Source organism: Antarcticibacterium arcticum, assembly GCF_007993795.1.
Classification (GTDB): Bacteria; Bacteroidota; Bacteroidia; order Flavobacteriales; family Flavobacteriaceae; genus Gillisia; species Gillisia arctica.
This window is the reverse complement of the sequence record NZ_CP042476.1, coordinates 1,487,217-1,509,944: the sequence shown is the minus strand read 5'-3', so window position 1 is coordinate 1,509,944 and position 22,728 is coordinate 1,487,217. Positions and strand designations below refer to the sequence as shown.

The window sequence follows — 22,728 nt, the reverse complement described above, 5'->3', positions numbered from 1 at the left end:
CATTTATGAAAGTAATAATTGCTGAAGGCTACAAGGAACAAAAAGACCAAATAGAAGATCTTTTTAAGAACTTTGTAAACAAAGGAAAAGCCTTTAATGAAGGCGAGCGCAACAGCATCAAAATATTTGAGCTATCAGGGAAAAATATCAATATTAAATCCTTTAAAATTCCAAACGCAGTTAATAAGATCGCTTATAAATTCTTCAGAAAATCCAAGGCTGAAAGATCTTTCCGGTATGCTCAACTGTTAACTGAAAAGGGGATAGGCACACCGCAGCCGGTTGCCTTTGCTGAAGAAACCTGGGCTTTGGGTTTTGGAAAAAGTTATTATGCCAGTGAACATCTGGAAAGTGAGCTAACTTACAGGGAACTGGTGACGCAGCCTGATTATCCTAACCACGAAGAAATCCTGAGAGCATTTACCCGGTTTACTTTTTTTATGCACGAGAACAAGGTGGAGTTTTTAGACCATTCCCCGGGTAATACGCTTATAAAGCATCATAACGGAAAATATGAATTCTTCCTTGTAGACCTAAACCGGATGAACTTCAGGGAAATGGATCTGGAGGCCCGAATGAAAAATTTTTCTAGGCTTACTCCTAAAAAGGAAATGTTGCAGGTCATGGCAAACGAATATGCAAAGTGTATGGAAAAACCTGAGGCTGAAATTTTTGAAAAAATGTGGTTCTACACTACAGATTTTCAGGAAAAATTCCATAGAAAACAACGCTGGAAGAAAAAGTTTAAAAAATAAACCGAAGAGTAGGTTAGTCCCTGCCAGATTTGATTGCTCTCAAGAAACCGGAAAGTTGATCCTTTATAAGATTTGGCCGGAACAGCTGGTAATATTCCGCAGATCTTTCCTTTAATTCTTTTTTCGAAAGGCTTTCAAATAAATGGGGACTGTGATCCCGGAGGTGAACAGAGGAGTTGCCTGTTTCATTCTCAAAAAGGCTCCAATCTTCCCTTGATACTACAGGGGAGAAAATTGCAAAGGTTGGAATATCCATCGCTTTTGCCATATTCACCGCTCCGCCCTCATTTCCAATCAGGGCATCACATTGCGAGGTAAGTGCCATAAATTCCCGGAGGCTCTTCCCAAAAATTCCCAGATGAATATTTAGCTGAGTTTCAGGATTGCATAATTGAAAAGTATGTTCTGCCGCTTCTCTTTGGGAGGGAATATAGTTAAAGAGCAAATTGGCATTTGTTTCCGTTACTATCTGATCCAGAAGTTGGGCAAGATATTCTGCAGGATATGTTTTATCTGCTGAACTTCCCAAAACCGAGATCATGATCAGAGGTTTTTCGGGTGATATTTCTGAATTTATAAGCGTGTTTTTAGCATTCTTAATTTCAGAATCGGTAAGATATATTTTTGGTTTTACTTCCGCAGGGAATTTTTTTAATAAGGGTTTTAGAAGATCCAGCCTATGCTCTATGGCTAGTCCCGCATTTGTTGTTGCTTTGGATTTTCTTGGCAGCGGATGGGTATAACTAAACCTTGTATACCATTTTTTGTAAGAGATAGTAATGGGTGCTCCCGAGACGGCTGATATTAATGCAGTTCCAAGCTTGGAATACACATCTATCACCACATCGTATTTTTCGCCACGTATTTCTTTAAGGAAGGGGAGAAGGTGTGTTGGTTTTTTATAATCCTCCTCATAAATTATAAATTTATCTATAAATGGGTTATTTTCCACCACCGGCAGGGTATGCCTGTAAATAAGATAATGCAATACAGCCTGGGGATATTGGGCCCTAAGGGCCTCAAATAAGATCGAGGACGTCAACACGTCCCCGATCATCTTTTGCTGTATTATCAGTATTTTCATAATCCCACCCCAACCCCTCCCGAAGGGAGGGGCTTTTTAAAATTAATTTTAATACGTAAATGCCCGCTCGGGGGTTAAGGGCTTTTAAACCGCTACGTTGTATTCCCTTAAAGCGTCGTTCAGGGAAGTTTTTTTATCGGTGCTTTCTTTCCTGGTTCCTATGATAAGGGCGCAGGGCACCTGGTAATCTCCTGCAGGGAATTTCTTGGTATAACTCCCGGGTATAACTACAGATCTGGCCGGGACATATCCCTTATATTCTTTTGGTTCACTTCCGGTTACATCCAGGATCTTCGTGGAAGCGGTTAGTACCACATTGGCTCCAAGCACTGCTTCCCTTTCAACCCGAATGCCTTCTACAACAATACAACGGGAACCTATAAATGCATTATCTTCTATGATCACGGGAGCTGCCTGTAAAGGTTCCAAAACCCCTCCAATTCCCACACCCCCGCTAAGGTGCACATGTTTACCAATTTGGGCACAACTTCCTACGGTGGCCCAGGTATCAACCATAGTACCCTCATCTACATAAGCCCCAATATTCACATAACTTGGCATTAAAATAACCCCGGAAGATATATAAGCCCCATACCGCGCCACCGCATTGGGCACTACGCGTATTCCTTTTTCTGCAAATCCGGTTTTAAGCGGGATCTTATCGTGGTATTCAAAGATTCCTGCTTCAAGGGTTTTCATTTTTTGAATAGGAAAATACATCACAACCGCTTTTTTTACCCACTCATTCACCTTCCAGCCATTTTCAACAGGTTCTGCCACTCTCAGGCGTCCCTCATCCAGAAGTAGGATCACCCGGCGTATAGCATCTATGGTATTTGATTCAGATAAAAGACTGCGGTCTTCCCAGGCTTGTTCTATAATATTTTGTAAATTTTCCATTCGGTTTAATTTTTTTATAAAGATAAAGTTTTACGATGAAGTAACCTTTTTAATAACAACCGGCACCCGGTAAAGATGCAGGAATTTCAGAATGGAATAAATAAAAAAGCTTACTCCAAACATTTCAAGGAATTCTTCAATGCTGTACATAATAAAAATTTCAGGAATTATTTGTACCACATCGGGTTGTATGCCATTTGACCAGATGTATTTTCCGGCAACATTTTCAAGCACAACAGCTCCCAAAACGAAAAGAATACCTGCAAAAATAAAACTGAGCAAAGTTTTACGCGGAAGCTGAAAAAGGGGTTTGAAAAAGAAGATTCCCAGCAACAGGAGACCGCCCATATAATAAAGTATCCAGGTATATAAAAAAGGCCCTGAATCTTGCTCATTAACTCCAGTATGCCCACTTATATTCTCGTGTATGCGCAGTAATTCATCCAGCCCCAGGAAAAGGAATATAAAGCTCATAGTCCACCAAAATATCACGAATTTCTTAACGGTTAATTTGCTTAATGCTACAAAGCCAAGGCATATGGATGCTAAAAAGTGGAGCAAGCTGGAAAAAACAGAGGGAATGTTCTTTTCTGTATTGAAATTGGTCATTTTAAAAAATGCATCATTTTGACCAAGGTCATTTATATGCACATTCAAAAAACTTATAATGTTTAAAAGTAGGAGGCTAAGTATTATGCCGGTTAATCCTACTAAAGTTTTCCGTGCTTCTGGAATATACATTGGTTGGTTTTGAATTTCTAAAACCGCGAAATTAAGGTTTTTTTCCCAATGTCTTCTTCCTGCTCACCAATGGTGTAGAGTGTTTATTTTTATATTGTTTTAGAAAGCTTACTTTTGTAAAAAATATGGGAAGGATACTGGCATTGGATTATGGGTTTAAACGCACCGGGATCGCGGTGACAGATGAGATGCAAATAATTGCTTCAGGTCTGGCAACTGTGCCCACAAAAGACCTCATGCCCTATCTGGAACAGTATTTTAAAGCTGAAAATGTGGAGCTGGTTTTGGTGGGCGAGCCAAAGCAAATGGATAATACAGCTTCTCAAAGTGAAGGAGTAATTCTTGAATTTCTTGCTAAGTTCGGGGAAAAATTTCCTCAAATGCAGGTAAAAAGGGTAGATGAGCGATTCACCTCAAAAATGGCGGTACGCACCATGATAGACAGTGGTCTAGGGAAAAAGAAACGTCGAGACAAAGCGCTGCTGGATGAAATAAGTGCTACTATAATTTTACAAACATATCTTTATAAATAAAATATATTCCCGGTGTGGAAAGCTAATTAAAAATCCCTGCACCAATCCAATATTTCAATACTTACGCAAAAATGATTTTACCTATTGTAGCTTACGGTGACCCGGTTTTAAGAAAAAAATGCCAGGATATACCCAAAGATCATCCAAAATTAAAAGAGCTTATAGACAATATGTGGGACACCATGTACAATGCTTATGGAGTGGGGCTGGCCGCGCCGCAAATTGGCCTTCCTATCCGGTTGTTTGTTATTGATCCGGGGCCTTTTGCTGAAGATGAGAATCTCGATGCCGCAGAGGTGAAGGTACTTTCCAATCTTAAAAAAGTATTTATCAATCCACGAATTGTAAGTGAGGAAGGTGAGGATGGGCATTTAATGAAGGTTGCCTTAGTATCCCGGACGTGCGGGAAGATGTATTTAGAAAACCGGTGATTACAATAGAGTACCAGGATGAAGATTTTAATACTCATACAGAAACCTATGACGGGCTGGCGGCAAGAGTGATCCAACATGAATATGACCATATTGAAGGAATTTTATTCACAGATAAATTATCCAGCTTAAAAAAGCGTTTGATCAAAGGCAGGCTAAGCAATATTTCAAAAGGTAAAGTGGAAGCCGATTACAGGATGCGGTTTCCTTTGTTGAAAAAAGGCCGTTGATTCTTTTGATATTAAAGGCAGACATTAGATATTTGCCAGCCTAAAATTTATAATACGCTATGGGTTTAGAAAAAGTTTTATCGATTTCCGGAAAACCGGGATTATATGAATTAACAGCACAAACCAGGGGAGGTTTTGTCGCAAAATCTATTACTGAAGGAAATAAGATCTCAGTTAGTGTGCGTCATAACGTAAGTCTGTTGAGCGAGATCGCTGTATATACATATACTGAAGAAGTTCCGTTGGGAACCATTTTTCAAAAAATGTATGAGAAAGAGGATGGGAAAACGGCTATAGACCACAAAGCTTCTAAAAAGGAACTTGAGACCTATTTCGCTGAAGTACTTCCAGATTATGATGTAGACCGCGTTTACCAAAGTGATATCAAAAAGATCATTCAATGGTATAATGTGCTTGTAAGCAATGGATTTACAGATTTCTCTAAAGGAGAAGAGAAAGGTGCTGAAAGTTCTGCTGAAAAAGGAAAAGACGAGGAAGAATAAGATCCTATATAACAAAATAAAAAAGCAGTTTTAATTAATTAAGGCTGCTTTTTTATTTGGTAAATTTTGAGAATGAAAGATCTAAAAAGTTAGCACTATTGTACTTTTACAAAAATGAAAAATTTATGAATTCCAGAAAAGATCAACTTTTAGCCTTTGACAGGCTGCTTACCATAATGGATGAATTGCGGGAACAATGTCCCTGGGACCGTAAGCAAACTATGGAAAGTTTGCGCCATCTAACCATTGAAGAAGTTTATGAACTTGGAGATGCCATTCTTGATAAGGATAGAGAGGAGATTAAAAAAGAGCTGGGAGATATTTTGCTACATATAGTATTCTACTCAAGAATTGGAAGTGAAACCGGCCATTTTGATATTGCCGATGTTGCAAACAGTATTTGTGATAAACTAATAGACCGTCACCCCCATATTTACAGCGATGTTGAAGTAAGCGGGGAAGAAGATGTGAAAAGGAACTGGGAAAATTTGAAGCTGAGGGAGGGTAAAAAAAGTGTGCTGGAAGGAGTACCGGTTTCGTTGCCTGCGTTGGTAAAAGCCGGCAGGATACAGGACAAAGTTGCCGGGGTTGGCTTCGACTGGGAAGAGCCGCAGCAGGTATTCGAAAAGTTAAAGGAGGAGCTGGAAGAGTTGCAAAGTGAGGTCAATGCCCGGGATCAGGATAAAATAGAGGCCGAGTTTGGCGATGTTTTGTTCTCGATGATCAATTATGCCCGCTTTTTAAAAATTAATCCGGAGGATGCTCTGGAGCGCACCAATAAGAAATTTATCAAGCGCTTTCAATATCTTGAGGCTAAGGCTATGGAAAAGAATAAACCTTTAAGCGAAATGTCCCTGGCTGAAATGGATGTATTTTGGGAAGAAGCTAAAAAACTATAAATTTCCACTCATACATAAGATTATTCACCCCTTCAAAATTCCAGCGTAAGGGTAAGTGCGGGTTGCATGCGCGCGACTTCCAATCCCGGAAGAATATACCTTTGGCCTTCAAAACTAATGCTCGCAGCTTTTCGTGCGGTATTCCCGGATATTATAAAAAATGGGATACTTGCCACTACACTTGGAACTCCCACTGAAAGGAGTATTACGCTTAGCGTGAACTCGGAGTCATAAAGATCAGCATTGTTCGCGACCAAAATTCCGGTGGTTACAAGTCCGGCACCGGCGCCCAATAATATCCAGCCTGTCTTTTTTTGATTTTGGCTCTTCCGTAAGTATTCTTCTTTGGAAAAAGGAAGCTTTTCGTTTTGACCAAAGGAAGCCATTGAAAATAATGCAACCAGAATAAATAATAACAGCTTTTTCATATGCTTATGTTAAATGGTAGAACCTACCGGAAAAGGTTTTCACATCATCACTTATAATCAGAATTCAAGTGTGAGGCTCAGGGAGGGCTGTATCTTTGAGAGTTCCTGCCCCGGTACAATATATCGTTGTCCGTCAAAACTTAGCCTTGCCGCTTTGCGTGCATTACTACCGGAACTTATAAAAAATGGAATGCTTAATAAGCTGGAAGTCGCCCCTACCAGAAAAATTGACATTCCCTGTTCAAATTTCCCGCTATCATCCCAAAACCACTCTTCCTGACTGGCTATTCTTAATCCTACAGTCGCCGTTGCGGCACCTGCCCCCAATAGAACCCATCCTGCAGTACGCTGATTTTTACTCTTTTGTAAATAATCCTCCTTTGAAAGATCTGGCCTCTCCCTTTGCCCATAAGATCCCAGCGAGAAAAAAGTCAATACTAAAATTATGGCCATGCTTTTCATATCCCTGATTTTAGAGGTAGTAATATATTCTTACGCAGAATTAAATTAATTATTAAGAAGAGGAAAAACGATAGTAAATGTTACAGGATATAGTGATATATGTTCTTGTAAATGGCCCAATTTCTTTATATAAAAAAAGGAAGGTTAAACCACTTGAGGTAACCTTCCTTTTCCTGTTTAAAAATTAGTTTTTGAGTTTAATACAAAGATTTGATCTTTTGAAGTTTTTCCTTCCACACCTCCAGTTGATCTTTATGATCCTGAATGTTTTTGTGAACATCCTGCACCAGGGGATTGTCATCATCTACATTGGCGAAGAACTGTAAATTATTCTCCAGCTGCCTGATCTCTGCTACTGTTTCCTCAATCTTTTTGGTTAAGAAATAATGCTCATTTCGCAATTTCTTGTCATCATCTGCCTCGTTTAGAGCGTGGAGCTTATTCTCATACTTCATCATTTCCACCTTGTTGTTGTCTACATCAAGTTTTGAGAACAACTGGTCCAGGAGCTTGTTGAATTTTCCTTCAATAAAACGCTTGTTATAGGGCACTTTGCCTACTTGTTTCCATTCTTCAATGGCCGCTTTTATTTTTGGAAGGTCGGTTTTTTTCTCCCCTGTAAACTCTACGGTTTTTAAATTATCCAGGATCTCTTTTTTCTTATCGAAAGCCTGTTGTTCTTCAGTATTTTCTTCTGTAGTAGATTTATGTAGCCGGTCAAAATAATGGTTACAGGCACTTTTGAATTGTTTCCATACTTTATCGCTATCCTTACGCGGCACGTGGCCCACCTTTTTCCAGTCCAGCTGAATCTGTTTCATTATAGGGGTGGTAGCTTTGAAATCCTCATTATCCTTATTTTCCTCGGCAATGCGAATAAGCTCACGTTTTTTCTCAAGGTTTTCGTACTGCTCTTTTTTAAGTCCTTTGTAATACGAATTTTTATTGCGGTTAAACTGTCGCACACTTTGCTTGAAGGCGCTCCATGTTTGTTCATTCTTTTCCCTTGGAACTTTTCCGGCTTTGAAAAATTGATCTCTAAAGGCTTCCAGTTCCTTGATCCTTTGCTGCCATTGGTTATGGGAGGTAAATTGGGTTTCAGCCAATACCTGAATTTTAGAAATTATCTCTTCTTTTACCTCGAGGTTTTTTTCGAACTCCTGGTCCAGCTGGTCATAGTATGCCTGGCGCAGGTCGTGGATCTTTTTAGTGGCCTCACTAAACCTTGTCCATATATCCTCCCTGAATTCCTTGGCCACGGGTCCAAGTTCCTCTTTCCACATTTTGTGCAGCATTTGCAGTTCCCGGAAGGCACGGCTCGTATCCTTTTCCTGGGTCAATTCCTCTGCACGGTCTATTACTTTTAATTTTTGTTCAAGATTATGTTTGAAATCCATATCCCGGAACTCGCGGTTAAGGTGCAGGAAGTCGTAAAAATTCTCAACGTGGTGATGATAGGTATTCCAAACCGTATTATACTTATCGCGGGGAATAGGGCCTGCCGTTCTCCAGCGATCCTGTAATTCCTTAAAATGCTTATAGGTGGTATTAATATTTTCCTCAACGTCCAGCAGGCCTTTAAGCTCCTCAATGATCTCCAGTCGTTTTGATAGATTTTTATTAAGATCCTGTTTTAGCTGCTGGTAATAGTTATTACGTTTTTCCTTGTAATCAAAATATAAGGAATTAAACTGCTTTTTTAAGGGGGTAGAGTAGTGGAAGTCTATAACGTTTCCACCTTCTGCAAGGAAATCTTCTTTCTTTTCTTCCAGTTCCTCATCAAATTTAGCATTGAATTCATTTTTGATCTCTTCAACGTGTTCTTTGATCGTCTGTATTTTTTCCTTGCTTAAGAGTTTTTCCAGCTCGCTTACCAACTCTTCTTTGCTCATAGAGTGATAATCCTTTTTTTCAATACCGTGACGTTCATGGGAGGTTTCATCTTCGCTGTCCTCGGCTACAGAATCTTCAAATTCTGTATGGGCATTCTTTTTGGAAACGGGGGTGGTGTCTTCCTCCTCATTCTCATCAGGGGATGATGAGGCGGTTGATTTTGTTTCTTCTTCAGAAACAGAATTTTCCTCTTTCCCGCTATTTTCAGAAAGTTCCTTTTCCAGAGGTTTTGATTCGGTTTCATTTTCCGGTTCAGCATTCAACTCATCCGGCATTTCCGTCTCCTCATTGGTTTTGAGTCCATTGGAATATTCTTTCTCTTTAGCCTCGCTTTTTGCCCTTAATGCTGAAGAATCTGTTTCCTCAAGCATGGCATTCTCAAGCTGGTCTTCTTTCTCTTTAGTGGGTTCAACTTCAGTGGATCGGGAAAATGCATTTCCATCTGTCTTTTCCCCATTTGCATCCCCCACTCTCGGTTGATCCTTTTTGTTTTCTTCCGAAGAATTTTCGGAATGAAAAATTTCTTTTTTGGGGAGATCTTTCTTCTCGTTATCATTTTCCTGCTGAGACATATCTTTCAATGTTAAGGTTCGTAATTCCTGATTAAGCCTGAAAGATACTAACTCCCTAAAAATAAGCCAAGCTTTTCCTTAGATTTATAAATTGCAACAGGGGAGTTTTTAATGAGGGGAGTTCCAGATCTCCCAGGATTTTTCGGCCTGGAATTCCAGCATATGCAATCCATTTACTGCGGTTGCATTTTGCTGTATTCCCAATTTCATTAGCTGGGTGATAGCGGGATTGTAAATAAGGTCAAATATAAGATGGGCAGAGGTTAAATGCTCAACCGGAATTGGCGGAAATGATGTGAAGTTAGGAGAGGTTCCCAACGGGGTGCAATTCACGATGACGGTGTACTGTTTTAAATGCTGCGCTGTTAAGGTATCATAGCTAAAACCTTCCGCCTGCAGATTTCTGGAAACAAATTTCACTTCTATGCCCATCTTCCTTAAACTGTAGGCAACCGCTTTAGAAGCGCCTCCTGTCCCCAGGATAAGGGCTTGGGTGTGATGGGGTTGAAGGTATGCCTTTATGGAACGAGTGAATCCAAAATGATCTGTATTATGCCCTGTAAGACTACCGTCCTTTTCAAATTTTATAGTATTTACAGCTCCAATCTCCCGGGCAACAGGATCCAGGCGGTCAAGATAAGGTATGATCTCCTGCTTATAGGGTATGGTAACATTTAAACCCTGCAATTCAGGATGTGATTTGATTACCCCGGGGAATTCTGAAATATCCTGAAGATCAAAGTTTTTGTAGGTAGCCGGAATATCTTCCGCAGCAAATTTTTTATTAAAAAACCCTGCTGAAAAAGAATAGGCTATATTCTTACCTAAAAGTCCGAACGTTCTCATGCTTTATTATTCCTGTTTTCATACCATCCAAGGCCCAGAACAATAAAAATTCCTACCAGGATATATAAAATTGCATACCAGGTTTCAGGTAACTGAAAATCTGGGAAATAACGGGCGTAATTATCAATCACTTTATTTCCGTTATTATCCAGCAGCACCTCCCCTGCAGAGTTTAATTTGAAGATCTTTTCTTTCCATGGCCAAACTACCCCCAGCGAGCCTGTTATAAAACCAATTATAACCGCATATGTTTCCTTTTTATACCATTTTAAAACGAATCCCAGAATATGGGAGAGGGTTACCAAACCTGCCAGGGAACCAAGTGAAAAGACCAGTAATACTTTTAACAAACGTATTCTGGCGGGATTATCAAGAAAGGAAAAATCCAGCATCATAATATTGGCGATTGTATCATAAAGTGCATTCACCGAGTCAACAAGCAGCAATACATAATTCCCAAAAAGTATAAGAATAAAGGAACCGGAAAGGCCCGGGAGCGTCATTCCGGAAACTCCTACCATTCCGCAGAAAAAAACAAAAAACAGGTTGTCATTTTCTTTTGCAGGCTCCAGGAAGCTTATTGCTACCCCCGCGATTATACCCGCAAGAACGAATAATAAGCTCCTGCCGGACCATTCGTCAAAATCCCGGCTTATATAGTAGATGGAACCTATGATCATACCAAAGAATGCGGCCCAAACATAGAGCTCATAATAAATAATCAAATAATCCAGCAACTGCGATACACTGAAATAACTAATTACCATTCCCAGAATAAGAAGTCCAAGAAATTTTCCGTTTACGTAATAGTACAGGGACCGGAAACGCCCATTTATAAGAAGTTTAAATGCTTTTAAATTTATCTTTTGCAGGGAATAAATGAACTCTTCATAAAACCCGGCCACAAAAGCAACCACTCCGCCCGAAACTCCCGGTACCTTATTGGCTGCGCCCATGGCCAGTCCTTTAAGCACCAACAGGAATTTATCACTAAGCGTCCTGGTCTGTTGCATCAACGATTGGTTTTTTTGTTGCTATGCGTTCAAGTAAAAGGATCAAAATAAACCCGGAAAGCATCAAAATAATGGCAGGGAACATATACGGTTCTCCTTCAAAGTTCCACGGGAGGACAGATGTTTCTTTAAGTATTATTATTTTATCGCCGTATTCTTCTGTTTCAAGAACTTTTTTCCAGGGCCAGATCTTGTTCAGGGAACCTGCTATAAATCCTGTGAGAACCGCCAGGGTGATAGTGCTGTAATGGTCAAATAGCCATTTTAAGATACGGGAAAAAGCAAGCAAGCCAAAAACAGCCCCTACCGCGACTATTGCCAGGGTTTTAATATCAAAATTATGCGCCGCTTCTGTTATGGTTTTATAAGCACCCAACAATACAAGAATAAATGCCCCCGAAATACCTGGAAGGATCATTGCGCAAATAGCTATTGCCCCTGCCAAAAATAAGAACCAGTTACTTGTAGTGCCTCCCATAGGGGGAAGTGAAACTATATAAAAAGCTATAGCCGCTCCAATTAATAGGGCGATTATAATTTTAAAGTTCCATTTTGGAATTTGTTTGGCAACAAACCAGACACTTGCCAGAATGAGGCCAAAGAAAAAGGACCAGATGTGAATAGGATGCTCTTCCAATAAATAATTGGTAAGGCGCATTACACTGAAGATACTTATTAGAATTCCGGTAAGTAATGCAAGGATAAAAGAGCCGTTAAGCTTTCGCCACATTGCCTTAAATCCTTCTTCTTTCCAAACCTTAAGTAAGTCTAGGTTTACCCCGCTTATGGTGCCAATAAGTTCCTGGTAGATCCCGGTTATAAAGGCAATGGTGCCACCGGAAACTCCCGGAACAACATCTGCGGCGCCCATAGCCATACCTTTAAGGGAAATTGTAATGTATTCTTTTATGCTTCGTTGCATCCTTCGATTTAATTTTCCCCGTAAAAGTAATTAAATCAGGAGGCTTTTAGGTAAGAATTAATCATTTCCTTAACACTTTTACGACTAAAGATCTTCGGAAACAATTCTTCTATGATTATATAATATTCAGCATCAATTTTAAGTCCGTTATTTAAATGAAAATATCCCTTGTCACCTTCATTTAAATTGAAATACAATCCTGCCAACCTGTATTCTATCTCTGCAGTTTCAGGATAGAATTCCAGGGCCTGAATAAGATTTTGAACCGCTGTCTCAAATTCTCCCAGATTTATGAGAATATCACATCTTCTTATCCAGGTTTCAAGCTCATAATTACCCAGGTCAATTGTTTTTTGATATCCACGTTCTGCTTCTTCAAAAAGACTTAACCTGCTGTTTATTTTGGCATATCGTTTCCAGTACAAAACATTCTCCTCATCAATGTTAATTGCTTTATTGATATAATAGAGCGCCTTCTGGAAATTTCCTTTTTTGAAATAAAAATCGGTAATAGCGATCCAGCCTTTATCCAGCAAGGGATCTTCATGAACGGTTTTTGAATAATGTTCCAACGCAAGCTCGTCTGCTCCCAATTTCTCAAAACATTTTCCTATTCGTAGGTATGCAAAGGAAGTAGGATCATCAAGATCAAGAGTTATGCGGTAATTTTCGATAGCTTCATTAAAACGCCCCAGTTTCTCAAGAACTTTCCCTTTTTCAAGGTAAGCCCCTATGAACATATCATCGCTTATAATAGCAAAATCAAAAGCGGTTAAGGCCTTGTCAAACTGTTTCAGGTCAAAATACTGTTTTCCAACCTGGTGCCAGGCCACCTCGCAATAAGGGTTTTTATTAAGGAACATATTGAGGTACTCAATGGCCTCAGTCTTTTGTTCCAAAAAGTCAAAACAGTACATGATATTATAGAGTGCAGAGTAATCTTCATCATCGGCCTCCAGGCACTTCATAAAACTAAATTTTGCATTCTCAAAATCTTCAAGAAATAAATATTCCATACCAAGCAGGGAATATACATCTGCTTCATCCATAGTAATATCAAGGGCTTTTTCAAGCATTTTGATAGCCATATGGTGTTCATCACGTTTTGAAAATATATTTGCTTTCTGGATATAAACTTCCTCATTGGAGGATTCCAGATCATGTAGTTCGTTTAAAAGACCATCGGCCAGGTCAAGTTTATCCTCAAAAACAAGGATCTCAACTTTAAAAAGCTTTAGGTTGGTAGAAGTAGGATGTTGTGCCAGTCCCAATTTTACAGCCTTTTTAGCCAATGCAATCTTTCCATTATCTAAATAATGGTGAATTATATCCTCAAATTCTTCTGAATCAAAAAACAACACATCGTTTGTTTTCAGCATCGATTCAAATTTGGTAAGTGAGAAATTGTTTTCTTCGTTATGGCTTAATTGCATATACCGGGGATTACTGGATTTCTACAGTTCTAAAGTTATTAATGTAAAACTCTAATCGCTGTAAAAATTTATATTGTTTTTAACAAAGTAATTAACAGTTACGAACCTGTTCCACTTTTTATTTCATGGAGGATGTCAAGAATAATGCCACACCCCTTCCTAAGTTCCTCCAAACTTATAGTAAGGGGAGGAGTTATTCGTACGGCTCTTTTTTCAAACAAAAGCCAGAATAAAATTAAACCTTTTTCCTGTGCTTTTAAGATTATATTGGTTGCGATATCTTCCGAAGGGGTGATTAACGCAAGCATAAGGCCCATTCCGCGAATCTCTTCTATAAGCGGGTGAACCAGGATTTCCCTTATAAGCCTTTCTTTTTCAAGGGTCTCTGCCATAAGGGCAGTTTCAGTAATTTCCTGAAGGGTGGCCAGCGCTGCAGCAGAAATTACGGGATTTCCCCCAAATGTGGTGATATGCCCCAGTTTAGGATTATCCATCAGGATATCCATAATTTCAGCAGAGGCTGTAAATGCCCCAATGGGAAGGCCTCCGCCCATTCCTTTTCCCATCACAACAATATCCGGAACCACTCCAAAATTTTCAAATCCAAATAGTTTTCCGGTTCTCCCAAAGCCCGGCTGGATCTCATCCAGGATGAGAAGTGCACCGGTCTCTTCACAACGTGCTTTTACTTTTTGCAGGTAATTTTGTTGTGGTACAATAAATCCTGCACCCCCCTGAATTGTTTCAAGGATCACAGCGGCGGTGTTGGTAGTGATCCTTTCAAGATCCTCTTCCACATTAAAATTTAGGAAGGAAACATCGCCAATCAATGGCCGGAAGGGTTTTACCCTTTCCTCAAAGCTCATTAGACTTAAAGATCCCATCGTGTTCCCATGGTATGCGTCACGGGCCGCCAGGATCTCTGTCCTGCCCGTATAACGGCGGGCAAGTTTTAAAGCACCTTCAATCGCCTCGGTACCGGAATTGGTAAGGTAGGTTTTGTCAAGGGGGGCTGGCAGGTGAGTGGCAAGCAGTTTGGCGAGTTCCACAGCCGGTCCCTGGGCATATTCCCCATACACCATCACATGCAGGTATTTATCTGCCTGCTCTTTTATCGCATTTACTACCCGCGGGTGACAATGACCCAAACTCGTGGCAGAAACACCCGCTACAAAATCCAGATATTCCTTTCCCTGTACCGAATAAATATAACTACCCCGGGCATAAGAAATTTCCAATGCCAAAGGATGTGGGGTTGTTTGTGCCTGGTATCTTAAAAAATCTTCTTTCAATTTTGATCTCCTTCTTTTTCTCCTTCATTTTCTCCTTTTGCTTCATTTACCTTCACAGGATCTGGTTTTATTAAAGGTTCTCTATCCTCCGGAGTTGAGGGGATAGAATCTATTTTCCTGTCTTTGAGGTCTTCCGGTTTAAGACGGGAGTTTTCATTTAGCAATGGCTGGTTCCGGTTGGTATCATCAAAAAAATCTTCCTCCACTTCCGGTAAAGGAATCCCCTGGATTTTTACCAGTTCAGGTGGGGTCTTTCCGGAAAAGAGATGGTTTTTTTCAGTTAGTTGTTCAGGGCCCCGCCAGTTAAAGCCATTAAGCAGCCGTACATTCTCGGGGAAATCTTCCTCGGGGGTGAGTGCGCCATCTACCTGTGTGTAATAATATATATCGCGTATTTCCCTTTCTTCAAAGAGGATCTTTATTGAACTTGATAGGGTTTTATTTATTCCAATTAGGTCTTTATCTTCATTTCTGCTGTAAAAGATCGTTTCTGTATTTTTCAGGATATCTACCTGGTAGAGTTCATTATCTACAAAAAGACCTGTTAGTTCTTTGCCTTTAACCTGATTATATCCTTCTATGCTGTCTTTTTGAATGAGAAACGCATTGTCAAAGACCTTGAGGGAATCCAGCTTCTCGGTTTTGGGATTGCTTATAAGGTGAATAGTATCTCCCGTCATTTGATTATTGCCGGACCAGAGTATAGGGTTTCTTTTTTTATCTATGGAAGAAATAGGCCCCTTATTAATATTTATAAGTTTTGTAAGCCCGGTTTTCTGATCAATAAAAATGGAGTCACTTTTTCCACTCATATCACTTTTATACATTCTTACATCATAAAACCCTCTTATAATACGGTTTTCAGGTTTTCCCGTAACCATAAGGGTGTCACTGTGTATAAAAATAGAGTCCCGGTCTTGCAGCGTTGCGGCTACTGCGCGCTTTGTAATGAAGACAGAATCCCTTTCCCTGAAAACTTCAGCATAATGACCTGTGATAAGACTTTTATTTAAAGTATCGGTAACCCTGATGTTATTGGTGCCAGATGCGAAATTGGTATTTCGGTTAAAATAAAGGCTGTCTCCTTCCAGGATCCTGTTCTCATAATCTATCCTGGAATTCTTTACGAAATATCCTGTATCTCCACGGGTGTCATAAAATCCTCGTTCACAATACACAGTGCTGGTCTCACTTTCTATCGTGGTGGGCCCATACATATACGCATGACCCGAATCTGAATAAAAATCCAGCTGTTCAGAATTTATAACATATTCGGGGTTAGTAACAACAACTTTGGAAATAAAGGAGTATTTATCCTGCTCCATATAGTAGCGTCCCACAATACTTTTAAGAACACTTGCTGTATCCCGTACAGTTCCGCCACTGCGGTAATAAGCCTGTTGTTTTAAACGGTCAAAAAACAAGGTATCTGTTTCCAGGGTGGTTTGCGGCCGGGTCATTTTTACTTTCCCGCTGGCAAACGCAAATTGGGTGGTCCCGTTATATTCGGCATAGTTGCTTTGCATAGTTACGGTATCGCCCTGCTGCATTCTAACATTGCCATAAGCCTTGAAAAAATTCGCTTCCTTATAAAAAACCGCATTATTACACCATATTTCAATTCCTTCGTGATTAAAGTAAACCTGATTGGTAACTCCGCTTAAGATCACTGCCCCGGGATATTGAGCCTCATTTATTATCTGTCTTTCACTTTCATAATCAATAAGCCTGTCCTGCCCCATTGTTACAGAGTAGGTCAACAAACCAGTGAGCAGTAATAAAATATGTTTACGGAACAATTTCAAGATTTAAAATTTAGATCAAAAGTAATTAAAAGCAAAAAGATTTAAGGCTTTATTTCAATAAAAGGATTCCGGGGAGAAGGAGACATAGCGCGATATTATTTTTAAAATATAAACGTGGAGTTATTATCAAAAGTTTATTTTAAAATTAGACAAATTATAAAGTTTTCAAAAAATTAAGAGATTTTAGTAATTAATTAAATTCGTTAATAAATTTTTAACGGTTTTCATAAAACCGCATAAGACATCCCTGCGTAGGTTTACCTGTAATCAAGTAAAACCAATTATGAAAAAACAAATTATCAAGGTGCAAAAGACAGATCTTGCACCACGAAAAAATGGCAACTCCCGGAGACAATTCTTAAAAATGGGAGGCCTTGCAGTGGCAGGTTCAAGTTTATTACTTTATTCATGTAGTGATGACGATGATATGGGACAAATGCCCGGGGATGTATTTGACCTGGGAAGTGGAGATGTGGGTATCCTAAATTATGCCTATGCACTGGAACAGCTGGAAGCCGAATTTTATACCAAAGTGCTTGATGGCTCTTATTGGGCAGGAGCTAATGCCGAAGAAAAACTTATTCTGGAAGACCTTTATAAACATGAAGTAATTCACAGGGAGTTTTTTAAAGCCGCTTTAAATGCCGCTGCACCTGCCAACCAGGTGTTACCAAGTCTTGAGTTTGATTTTAGCGGAGTAGATTTTAGTAACAGAGCATCTGTTCTTGGGACTGCAAGAGTTCTCGAAGATACCGGTGTCGCTGCTTATAACGGGGCCGGCCGACTATTACAAACCCCTGAATATCTGGTTTTAGCAGGTAAGATCGTTTCGGTAGAAGCGAGACACGCTGCCGCAATAAGATCAATTTTCCTTGATGATGATACTGCTTTCGCAGGTGATGATGTGATAGATGCCAATGGACTGGACCTGGCTCAAAGTCCGCAGGAAATTCTGCAGGCAGTTGGAGCAACCGGATTTGTAAAAACAGAATTTACTGCCAACAATTTACCAACCGGAGCATAAGCCTGAGTTCGGAATTAATATCAACTTAAAAGAAAATATCATGAATATTATAAAATTTTTAGACGAATTCACATCAGATAATCTTACACAAAAGGTTTCATCAAGACGAGACCTGTTTGGTACACTTGGATCTTTGAGCAAAAAGGCAGCCCTTGTTGCTGTTCCTTTTGGCCTGGCCTCAACAAAAGCAAATGCTTTTGTAGCGCAGGATCAAAATGCAGCTATCGGAGCCTTGCAACTTGCCCTTACCCTTGAGTATCTGGAAGCGGAATTTTACATAAAAGCGCTGGACTCCGGAGTACTACCTTCAGGTGGCCGTGCAGAAAAGGTGTATATGCAAATATCAAAACACGAAACTGCCCACGTAGAATTTCTAAAGAGTGGATTGGGAGATAATTCCATAGATTCTCCTGAATTCGATTTTACTGTTGGTGGAATGTTTGATCCATTCAATGAAAATGGAGCTGGCCAGGAAGTGGCTTACGCACAACTTCTTGCACTTGCTCAGGCATTTGAAGATACGGGTGTGAGAGCTTATAAAGGACAGGCAGGAAATTTAATGGGTACTCCATTTTTAACTCCAGCCCTTCAAATACATTCAGTAGAAGCAAGACATGCTTCAGAAATAAGAAGATTAAGAGCAAATGTTTTGGGAGAAAATCTTAACCAAAATGCTTTGGGATGGATCACTCTCAATAACAGAGGGCCGGGAATGCCGGAAGCTACCCAGGCAGTTTATGACGGAGAGGAAAATATTATCCAGGGCGGAGTGAATCTTGTGGATGCAACAGATTTTGATGCAATTGCGGTTTCACAATCCTATGATGAACCCATGAGTGGGGAAACTGCTACAGCCATAGCAAGTTTATTTATAGTATAGAAGGTTAGATTTGATTTGTTTGAAAGAAAAATGCTTCTCAGGAAACTGAAAAGCATTTTTCTATTATTAGAAGTTTCGGATTATCTTTTTATAGTCTGCTTCCTGTCTGGACCCACAGAGATCACAGAGATTGGCACGTTAAGCTCTTTCTCGAGAAACTCTACGTATTCCATGAATTCCCCTGGTAATTGAGATGCATTATCCATTTTAGTAAGATCCTCTTTCCAGCCTTTGAAGGTGGCATACACAGGGGTAACGTTTTCGGCTTCTATATTATAAGGGAGGTGTTTTATTTCTTTTCCTTTATAATTATAAGCGGTACAAACTTTTAAAGTTTCAAATCCGCTAAGCACATCGCCTTTCATCATAATAAGCTGTGTGATACCATTAATTTGAACTGCGTACCGCAGTGCTACAAGATCCAGCCAGCCACAACGGCGTGGTCTACCCGTGGTAGCGCCAAACTCATTTCCAACACGGCCCATAGTTTCCCCATCTGCATCAAATAATTCCGTAGGGAAGGGTCCGCTACCAACACGGGTGGTATAAGCTTTAAATATTCCGAAGGCATCACCAATCATATTTGGAGCAACTCCCAATCCTGTACAGGCTCCTGCAGCAGTAGTGGTGGAAGATGTCACAAAGGGATAGGTTCCAAAATCTATATCAAGAAGAGAACCCTGGGCACCTTCAGCAAGAATTGTTTTTCCTTCGGCCTGGGCCTGGTATAAATATTCCTCGCTATCTATGAAAGTAAGCGATTTCAATGTCTTTACAGCTTCAAAGAATTCCCTTTCCAGTTCAGCAAGATCATATTGAACATCTGAATTGTAGAAGTCAATCATTTTTTCATGCTTATCGGCAAGGGCTCTGTATCTTTCTTTCCAGTCATCCAGCTCAAGATCACCTACTCTTAATCCATTCCTCCCGGTCTTATCCATATAAGTAGGGCCAATTCCTTTTAAGGTTGAGCCAATTTTGGCCTTGCCTTTTGAAGCTTCGGAAGCAGCATCAAGCAACCTGTGGGTTGGCAAAATAAGATGGGCTTTTCTTGAAATAAGTAGATTTGCTTTATAATCTGTATGGAACGCATCCAGATTTTCCAGTTCCCTTTTAAAGATTACGGGATCTATAACTACCCCGTTACCCACCAGGTTTATGGTGTCTTTGTGAAAGATTCCAGATGGGATAGTGTGCAAAACGTGCTTTCTCCCATCAAATTCCAGCGTATGCCCTGCATTGGGACCGCCCTGAAAACGTGCTATGATATCATATTTTTCGGTAAAAACATCAACGATCTTACCTTTTCCTTCGTCTCCCCACTGTAATCCTAGTAGTAAATCTACTGCCATAAATTATTGATTTGTAGTTTCTTTTTTGGTGCCGTAAAAGTATAATGAATGATTTGTTACATCTATATTAAATACCTCTTCAATTGTTTGCCTGATGCTTTGGATCCTTGGGTCGCAAAATTCAATTACCTCCCCGGTATCGGTAAGAATTATGTGATCGTGATTGCGGTCAAAATATGATTTCTCATATTGTGACTGGTTCTGGCCAAACTGGTGCCTGCGCACCAGGCCGCATTCAAGAAGAAGTTCTATGGTATTGTATAGGGTAGCCCGGCTAACGCGGTATTTTTTATTTTTCATTTTGATATAAAGGGACTCTATATCAAAGTGATCTTCATTGTTGTAGATCTCCTGAAGTATGGCAAAACGTTCGGGAGTTTTCCTGTGTCCCTTCTCTTCCAAAAATTTGGTAAAGACGTTTTTTACAACTGCCTGATCGTTTTTTGTGGCTGTTTTTTTGCTCATAATTTATCCTCCCTGCAAATGTATTGGTTTATTCTCTGGAGACCTTATCAATTCCATTAATTTTTTTAAGGTGCTGAATTAGTGTATTAAGGATGGAATTGTTTTTAACTATCACCGTGATCTTTCCGCTGAACAAGCCTTCTGAACTTTCAAAATTAATACTCCTCATATCTACATTCATACTCTTGGAGATCTCATTGGTAATTTCACTTACAAGCCCAAGATTATCTATACCTGTAAGCTTTATAACAGCTTTGAAATCCTGCTGTGAGGAATCTATCCATTTGGCCTGAATGATCCTGTATGCATAATTGCTTTGAAACTGAAGGGCATTGGGGCAGTCTTTTTTATGCACCTTGATGCCTTCACTTACGGTTATAAAACCAAACACACTATCCCCTGGGATGGGGTTACAGCAGTTGGCAAGTTTATAATCCAGGATCTCCTCTTCCTTTCCAAAAACCAGTTGGTCATATTTTACTGTGATCTCTTCCTTATCAAGATCTTCCGCTATATGAGGTTTTCTTATTTTACTCTTGATATAACTCACAAAGGCGTTGCTTCTGGAAGCAGTAAATTCCTTGAGTTTTTTATTATCTATCTTTCCTATTCCTACCCTGTAGAACAGATCCAGACTGGTTTTAAGATTAAAGTAGATCACCAGTTCGTTGATCATTTTCTCATTAAAACTCAGTTTTTGGGCTTTTAATTTCCGGGCCAGGATAGCCTTTCCTTCTTCCGCAATTTCCTTTTTTTCCTCCCGTAAGGAAGATTTTATTTTTGCCCTGGCACGGGCTGTGGTGGCGTAGTCCAGCCAGTTGACATTGGGTTTTGCATTTTCAGAAGTTATGATCTCTATCTGGTCCCCGCTTTTTAACTCATAGCTCAATGGCACCAGCTTGCTGTTTACCTTGGCGCCACGTGTGTGATAACCTATTTGCGTATGTATACTAAATGCAAAATCCAGCGGGGTGGAGCCTTTGGGTAAAGATTTAAGGTCCCCCTGTGGGGTGAACACAAAGATCTCCTTGGCATAGAGGTTAAGTTTAAACTGTTCTACAAAATCAACCGCATTGGTCTCTGAATTTTCCAGAGCTTCCTGCAGGCGGTTAAGCCAGTCCTCCATATCCTTTTCCTCCTGTTCCTGCCCATGCTTATATTTGTAATGAGCGGCATATCCTTTCTCTGCAACTTCATTCATTCGCTCACTGCGTATTTGCACCTCTACCCAGCGGCCTTTGGGCCCCATTACAGTGATATGTAACGCCTCATATCCCGTAGATTTAGGGGAGGAGATCCAGTCCCGTAATCTAATGGGATTGGGCCTAAAATGATCTGTAACTATTGAATATATTTTCCAGGCCAGGAATTTCTCATTGGCCAGGTCACTTTTGTAGATGATCCTTACGGCAAACTTGTCAAAAACTTCATCGAAGGTGATGTTTTGAGCCTTCATCTTTTTCCAAATAGAATAAATAGATTTTGGCCGCCCTTTTATTTCATAATCCAGGCTTTCCTGGTCCAGGGAATCTTTAATTACTTTGGTAAAGGCATTGATATATTCATCCTGCTCCTCCTTGCTTTCCCTTATTTTCGTGAGAATGTCATTATAAACCTCAGGCTCGGTATATTTTAAACTAAGGTCCTCCAATTCGGTTTTAATACTGTAAAGGCCAATCCTGTGGGCCAGTGGAGCATAAATGTATAAGGTTTCTGAGGCAATTTTTTCCTGCTTATCCTGGCGCATAGACTCCATAGTTTGCATATTATGCAACCTGTCTGCAATCTTTATGATAATAACCCTTACATCATCATTGAGGGTAAGCAGCATTTTCCTGAAGTTTTCGGCCTGCATGGAAACATCCTCATTTTTTTTCAAATGGGATATCTTGGTAAGTCCGTCAACAATTTTTCTTACCGTTTTGCCAAACTTTTGTTCAATATCTTCCAGGGTATATTTGGTATCCTCAACCACATCGTGCAGGAGCGCTGCTGCAATTGAAGTAGCATCAAGGCCAATCTCGGCGGCCACAATCTTGGCAACAGCAATGGGATGGAAAATATAAGCCTCACCAGATTTTCGCCGCTGGTCCTTATGGGCATCTACAGCAATATCAAAGGCACTGCGTATCATCTTTTTGTCATCCTCTGTGAGGAAACGGTAACTTATACGCAGGAGCTCCTTATACTGCCGGGCAATATTCTTATTTTCCTTTTCTATAGCAGCTTCAGTCATGGTTTAAAATTACAATAATGAATGAAAAC

At 40.0% G+C, this 22,728-nt stretch carries 21 protein-coding genes and 1 pseudogene; 7 read left to right on the top strand and 15 right to left on the bottom strand.

Annotation, left to right across the window (positions count from 1 at the left end; all coding sequences use genetic code 11):
* The first annotated feature begins 5 nt into the window (after window positions 1–5).
* On the top strand, window positions 6–755 hold the full coding sequence (locus FK178_RS06765) for a lipopolysaccharide kinase InaA family protein (protein WP_146832567.1): 750 nt from the start codon (window positions 6–8) through the stop codon (window positions 753–755).
* Between the two features lie 13 nt (window positions 756–768).
* Here the strand turns inward: FK178_RS06765 and FK178_RS06760 are convergent, their stop codons facing one another.
* The 3 genes from FK178_RS06760 to FK178_RS06750 form a co-directional block, all read right to left on the bottom strand.
* The gene (locus tag FK178_RS06760) at window positions 769–1,812 is read right to left on the bottom strand and encodes a glycosyltransferase family 9 protein (RefSeq protein ID WP_240793906.1); all 1,044 of its coding nucleotides are present in this window, start codon (window positions 1,810–1,812) and stop codon (window positions 769–771) included.
* Window positions 1,813–1,923: 111 nt separating this feature from the next.
* Entirely contained in the window at window positions 1,924–2,739 is an 816-nt protein-coding gene (locus FK178_RS06755; protein ID WP_146832562.1) for a 2,3,4,5-tetrahydropyridine-2,6-dicarboxylate N-succinyltransferase, read from the bottom strand.
* 30 nt (window positions 2,740–2,769) lie between these two features.
* Window positions 2,770–3,480 carry a hypothetical protein gene (locus FK178_RS06750; RefSeq protein WP_146832559.1) on the bottom strand — a complete coding sequence of 237 codons (711 nt, stop codon included), beginning with the start codon at window positions 3,478–3,480 and terminating at the stop codon, window positions 2,770–2,772.
* 125 nt (window positions 3,481–3,605) lie between these two features.
* Between FK178_RS06750 and ruvX the strand changes: the two genes are divergently transcribed.
* The 4 genes and pseudogenes from ruvX to mazG all read left to right on the top strand — a co-directional run bounded on the left by ruvX (window position 3,606) and on the right by mazG (window position 6,076).
* Entirely contained in the window at window positions 3,606–4,013 is a 408-nt protein-coding gene (gene ruvX, locus FK178_RS06745) for a Holliday junction resolvase RuvX (RefSeq protein ID WP_146832556.1), read from the top strand.
* 71 nt (window positions 4,014–4,084) lie between these two features.
* A pseudogene (def, locus tag FK178_RS06740) lies at window positions 4,085–4,674 on the top strand (peptide deformylase).
* Between the two features lie 59 nt (window positions 4,675–4,733).
* Window positions 4,734–5,177 carry a DUF5606 family protein gene (locus tag FK178_RS06735; protein ID WP_146832553.1) on the top strand — a complete coding sequence of 148 codons (444 nt, stop codon included), beginning with the start codon at window positions 4,734–4,736 and terminating at the stop codon, window positions 5,175–5,177.
* Window positions 5,178–5,302: 125 nt separating this feature from the next.
* The gene (gene mazG, locus FK178_RS06730) at window positions 5,303–6,076 is read left to right on the top strand and encodes a nucleoside triphosphate pyrophosphohydrolase (protein WP_146832550.1); all 774 of its coding nucleotides are present in this window, start codon (window positions 5,303–5,305) and stop codon (window positions 6,074–6,076) included.
* 32 nt (window positions 6,077–6,108) lie between these two features.
* Here mazG and FK178_RS06725 read toward each other — a convergent pair whose 3' ends face one another.
* The 9 genes from FK178_RS06725 to FK178_RS06685 form a co-directional block, all read right to left on the bottom strand.
* Window positions 6,109–6,504 carry a hypothetical protein gene (locus FK178_RS06725; protein ID WP_146832547.1) on the bottom strand — a complete coding sequence of 132 codons (396 nt, stop codon included), beginning with the start codon at window positions 6,502–6,504 and terminating at the stop codon, window positions 6,109–6,111.
* A 57-nt stretch (window positions 6,505–6,561) separates the two neighbouring features.
* Window positions 6,562–6,957: a hypothetical protein gene (locus FK178_RS06720; RefSeq protein ID WP_146832544.1), complete on the bottom strand. Its 396-nt coding sequence runs from the start codon at window positions 6,955–6,957 to the stop codon at window positions 6,562–6,564.
* Window positions 6,958–7,163: 206 nt separating this feature from the next.
* On the bottom strand, window positions 7,164–9,431 hold the full coding sequence (locus tag FK178_RS06715; RefSeq protein WP_146832541.1) for a DUF349 domain-containing protein: 2,268 nt from the start codon (window positions 9,429–9,431) through the stop codon (window positions 7,164–7,166).
* A gap of 108 nt (window positions 9,432–9,539) precedes the next feature.
* Window positions 9,540–10,277, bottom strand: a complete 738-nt coding sequence (locus FK178_RS06710; RefSeq protein ID WP_146832538.1) for a shikimate dehydrogenase family protein — start codon at window positions 10,275–10,277, stop codon at window positions 9,540–9,542.
* The gene (locus tag FK178_RS06705; RefSeq protein ID WP_146832535.1) at window positions 10,274–11,290 is read right to left on the bottom strand and encodes a DUF368 domain-containing protein; all 1,017 of its coding nucleotides are present in this window, start codon (window positions 11,288–11,290) and stop codon (window positions 10,274–10,276) included. The genes FK178_RS06710 and FK178_RS06705 overlap by 4 nt, the downstream gene beginning before the upstream one ends.
* A complete protein-coding gene (locus FK178_RS06700) occupies window positions 11,268–12,212 on the bottom strand; it encodes a DUF368 domain-containing protein (RefSeq protein ID WP_146832532.1) in 945 nt (314 codons plus the stop codon). The genes FK178_RS06705 and FK178_RS06700 overlap by 23 nt, the downstream gene beginning before the upstream one ends.
* A 35-nt stretch (window positions 12,213–12,247) precedes the next feature.
* Window positions 12,248–13,645, bottom strand: coding sequence for a tetratricopeptide repeat protein (locus FK178_RS06695; protein WP_146832529.1), 1,398 nt, complete (start codon window positions 13,643–13,645; stop codon window positions 12,248–12,250).
* Between the two features lie 98 nt (window positions 13,646–13,743).
* Complete coding sequence (locus tag FK178_RS06690; RefSeq protein WP_146832526.1) at window positions 13,744–14,937, bottom strand: aspartate aminotransferase family protein; 1,194 nt, start codon at window positions 14,935–14,937, stop codon at window positions 13,744–13,746.
* On the bottom strand, window positions 14,934–16,679 hold the full coding sequence (locus tag FK178_RS06685) for an OstA-like protein (protein WP_146837500.1): 1,746 nt from the start codon (window positions 16,677–16,679) through the stop codon (window positions 14,934–14,936). The genes FK178_RS06690 and FK178_RS06685 overlap by 4 nt, the downstream gene beginning before the upstream one ends.
* A gap of 346 nt (window positions 16,680–17,025) precedes the next feature.
* On the opposite strand from FK178_RS06685, the gene FK178_RS06680 reads away from it, so the two are divergent.
* Complete coding sequence (locus FK178_RS06680) at window positions 17,026–17,766, top strand: ferritin-like domain-containing protein (protein ID WP_146832523.1); 741 nt, start codon at window positions 17,026–17,028, stop codon at window positions 17,764–17,766.
* A 40-nt stretch (window positions 17,767–17,806) separates the two neighbouring features.
* On the top strand, window positions 17,807–18,646 hold the full coding sequence (locus FK178_RS06675) for a ferritin-like domain-containing protein (RefSeq protein ID WP_146832520.1): 840 nt from the start codon (window positions 17,807–17,809) through the stop codon (window positions 18,644–18,646).
* A gap of 80 nt (window positions 18,647–18,726) precedes the next feature.
* Here FK178_RS06675 and FK178_RS06670 read toward each other — a convergent pair whose 3' ends face one another.
* The 3 genes from FK178_RS06670 to FK178_RS06660 are packed head-to-tail and all read right to left on the bottom strand — an operon-like array spanning window position 18,727 to window position 22,699.
* On the bottom strand, window positions 18,727–19,998 hold the full coding sequence (locus tag FK178_RS06670) for an adenylosuccinate synthase (protein WP_146832517.1): 1,272 nt from the start codon (window positions 19,996–19,998) through the stop codon (window positions 18,727–18,729).
* A 3-nt stretch (window positions 19,999–20,001) separates the two neighbouring features.
* Window positions 20,002–20,463 (bottom strand): Fur family transcriptional regulator, encoded by a 462-nt coding sequence (locus FK178_RS06665; protein ID WP_146832515.1) that lies wholly within the window; start codon window positions 20,461–20,463, stop codon window positions 20,002–20,004.
* Between the two features lie 28 nt (window positions 20,464–20,491).
* Entirely contained in the window at window positions 20,492–22,699 is a 2,208-nt protein-coding gene (locus FK178_RS06660; RefSeq protein ID WP_146832512.1) for a RelA/SpoT family protein, read from the bottom strand.
* Between the last annotated feature and the right edge of the window lie 29 nt (window positions 22,700–22,728).

Bases quoted from the DNA above. Each gene is read 5' to 3' on its own strand.
- FK178_RS06715 (WP_146832541.1), bottom strand. From the start codon at position 9,431: ATGTCTCAGCAGGAAAATGATAACGAGAAGAAAGATCTCCCCAAAAAA.
- FK178_RS06750 (WP_146832559.1), bottom strand. From the start codon at position 3,480: ATGTATATTCCAGAAGCACGGAAAACTTTAGTAGGATTAACCGGCATA.
- FK178_RS06695 (WP_146832529.1), bottom strand. From the start codon at position 13,645: ATGCAATTAAGCCATAACGAAGAAAACAATTTCTCACTTACCAAATTT.
- FK178_RS06680 (WP_146832523.1), top strand. From the start codon at position 17,026: ATGAAAAAACAAATTATCAAGGTGCAAAAGACAGATCTTGCACCACGA.
- FK178_RS06665 (WP_146832515.1), bottom strand. From the start codon at position 20,463: ATGAGCAAAAAAACAGCCACAAAAAACGATCAGGCAGTTGTAAAAAAC.
- FK178_RS06765 (WP_146832567.1), top strand. From the start codon at position 6: ATGAAAGTAATAATTGCTGAAGGCTACAAGGAACAAAAAGACCAAATA.
- FK178_RS06725 (WP_146832547.1), bottom strand. From the start codon at position 6,504: ATGAAAAAGCTGTTATTATTTATTCTGGTTGCATTATTTTCAATGGCT.
- FK178_RS06710 (WP_146832538.1), bottom strand. From the start codon at position 10,277: ATGAGAACGTTCGGACTTTTAGGTAAGAATATAGCCTATTCTTTTTCA.
- FK178_RS06760 (WP_240793906.1), bottom strand. From the start codon at position 1,812: ATGATCGGGGACGTGTTGACGTCCTCGATCTTATTTGAGGCCCTTAGG.
- FK178_RS06660 (WP_146832512.1), bottom strand. From the start codon at position 22,699: ATGACTGAAGCTGCTATAGAAAAGGAAAATAAGAATATTGCCCGGCAG.
- FK178_RS06670 (WP_146832517.1), bottom strand. From the start codon at position 19,998: ATGGCAGTAGATTTACTACTAGGATTACAGTGGGGAGACGAAGGAAAA.
- FK178_RS06755 (WP_146832562.1), bottom strand. From the start codon at position 2,739: ATGGAAAATTTACAAAATATTATAGAACAAGCCTGGGAAGACCGCAGT.
- FK178_RS06675 (WP_146832520.1), top strand. From the start codon at position 17,807: ATGAATATTATAAAATTTTTAGACGAATTCACATCAGATAATCTTACA.
- FK178_RS06735 (WP_146832553.1), top strand. From the start codon at position 4,734: ATGGGTTTAGAAAAAGTTTTATCGATTTCCGGAAAACCGGGATTATAT.
- ruvX (WP_146832556.1), top strand. From the start codon at position 3,606: ATGGGAAGGATACTGGCATTGGATTATGGGTTTAAACGCACCGGGATC.
- FK178_RS06685 (WP_146837500.1), bottom strand. From the start codon at position 16,679: ATGGGGCAGGACAGGCTTATTGATTATGAAAGTGAAAGACAGATAATA.
- FK178_RS06700 (WP_146832532.1), bottom strand. From the start codon at position 12,212: ATGCAACGAAGCATAAAAGAATACATTACAATTTCCCTTAAAGGTATG.
- FK178_RS06720 (WP_146832544.1), bottom strand. From the start codon at position 6,957: ATGGCCATAATTTTAGTATTGACTTTTTTCTCGCTGGGATCTTATGGG.
- FK178_RS06705 (WP_146832535.1), bottom strand. From the start codon at position 11,290: ATGCAACAGACCAGGACGCTTAGTGATAAATTCCTGTTGGTGCTTAAA.
- mazG (WP_146832550.1), top strand. From the start codon at position 5,303: ATGAATTCCAGAAAAGATCAACTTTTAGCCTTTGACAGGCTGCTTACC.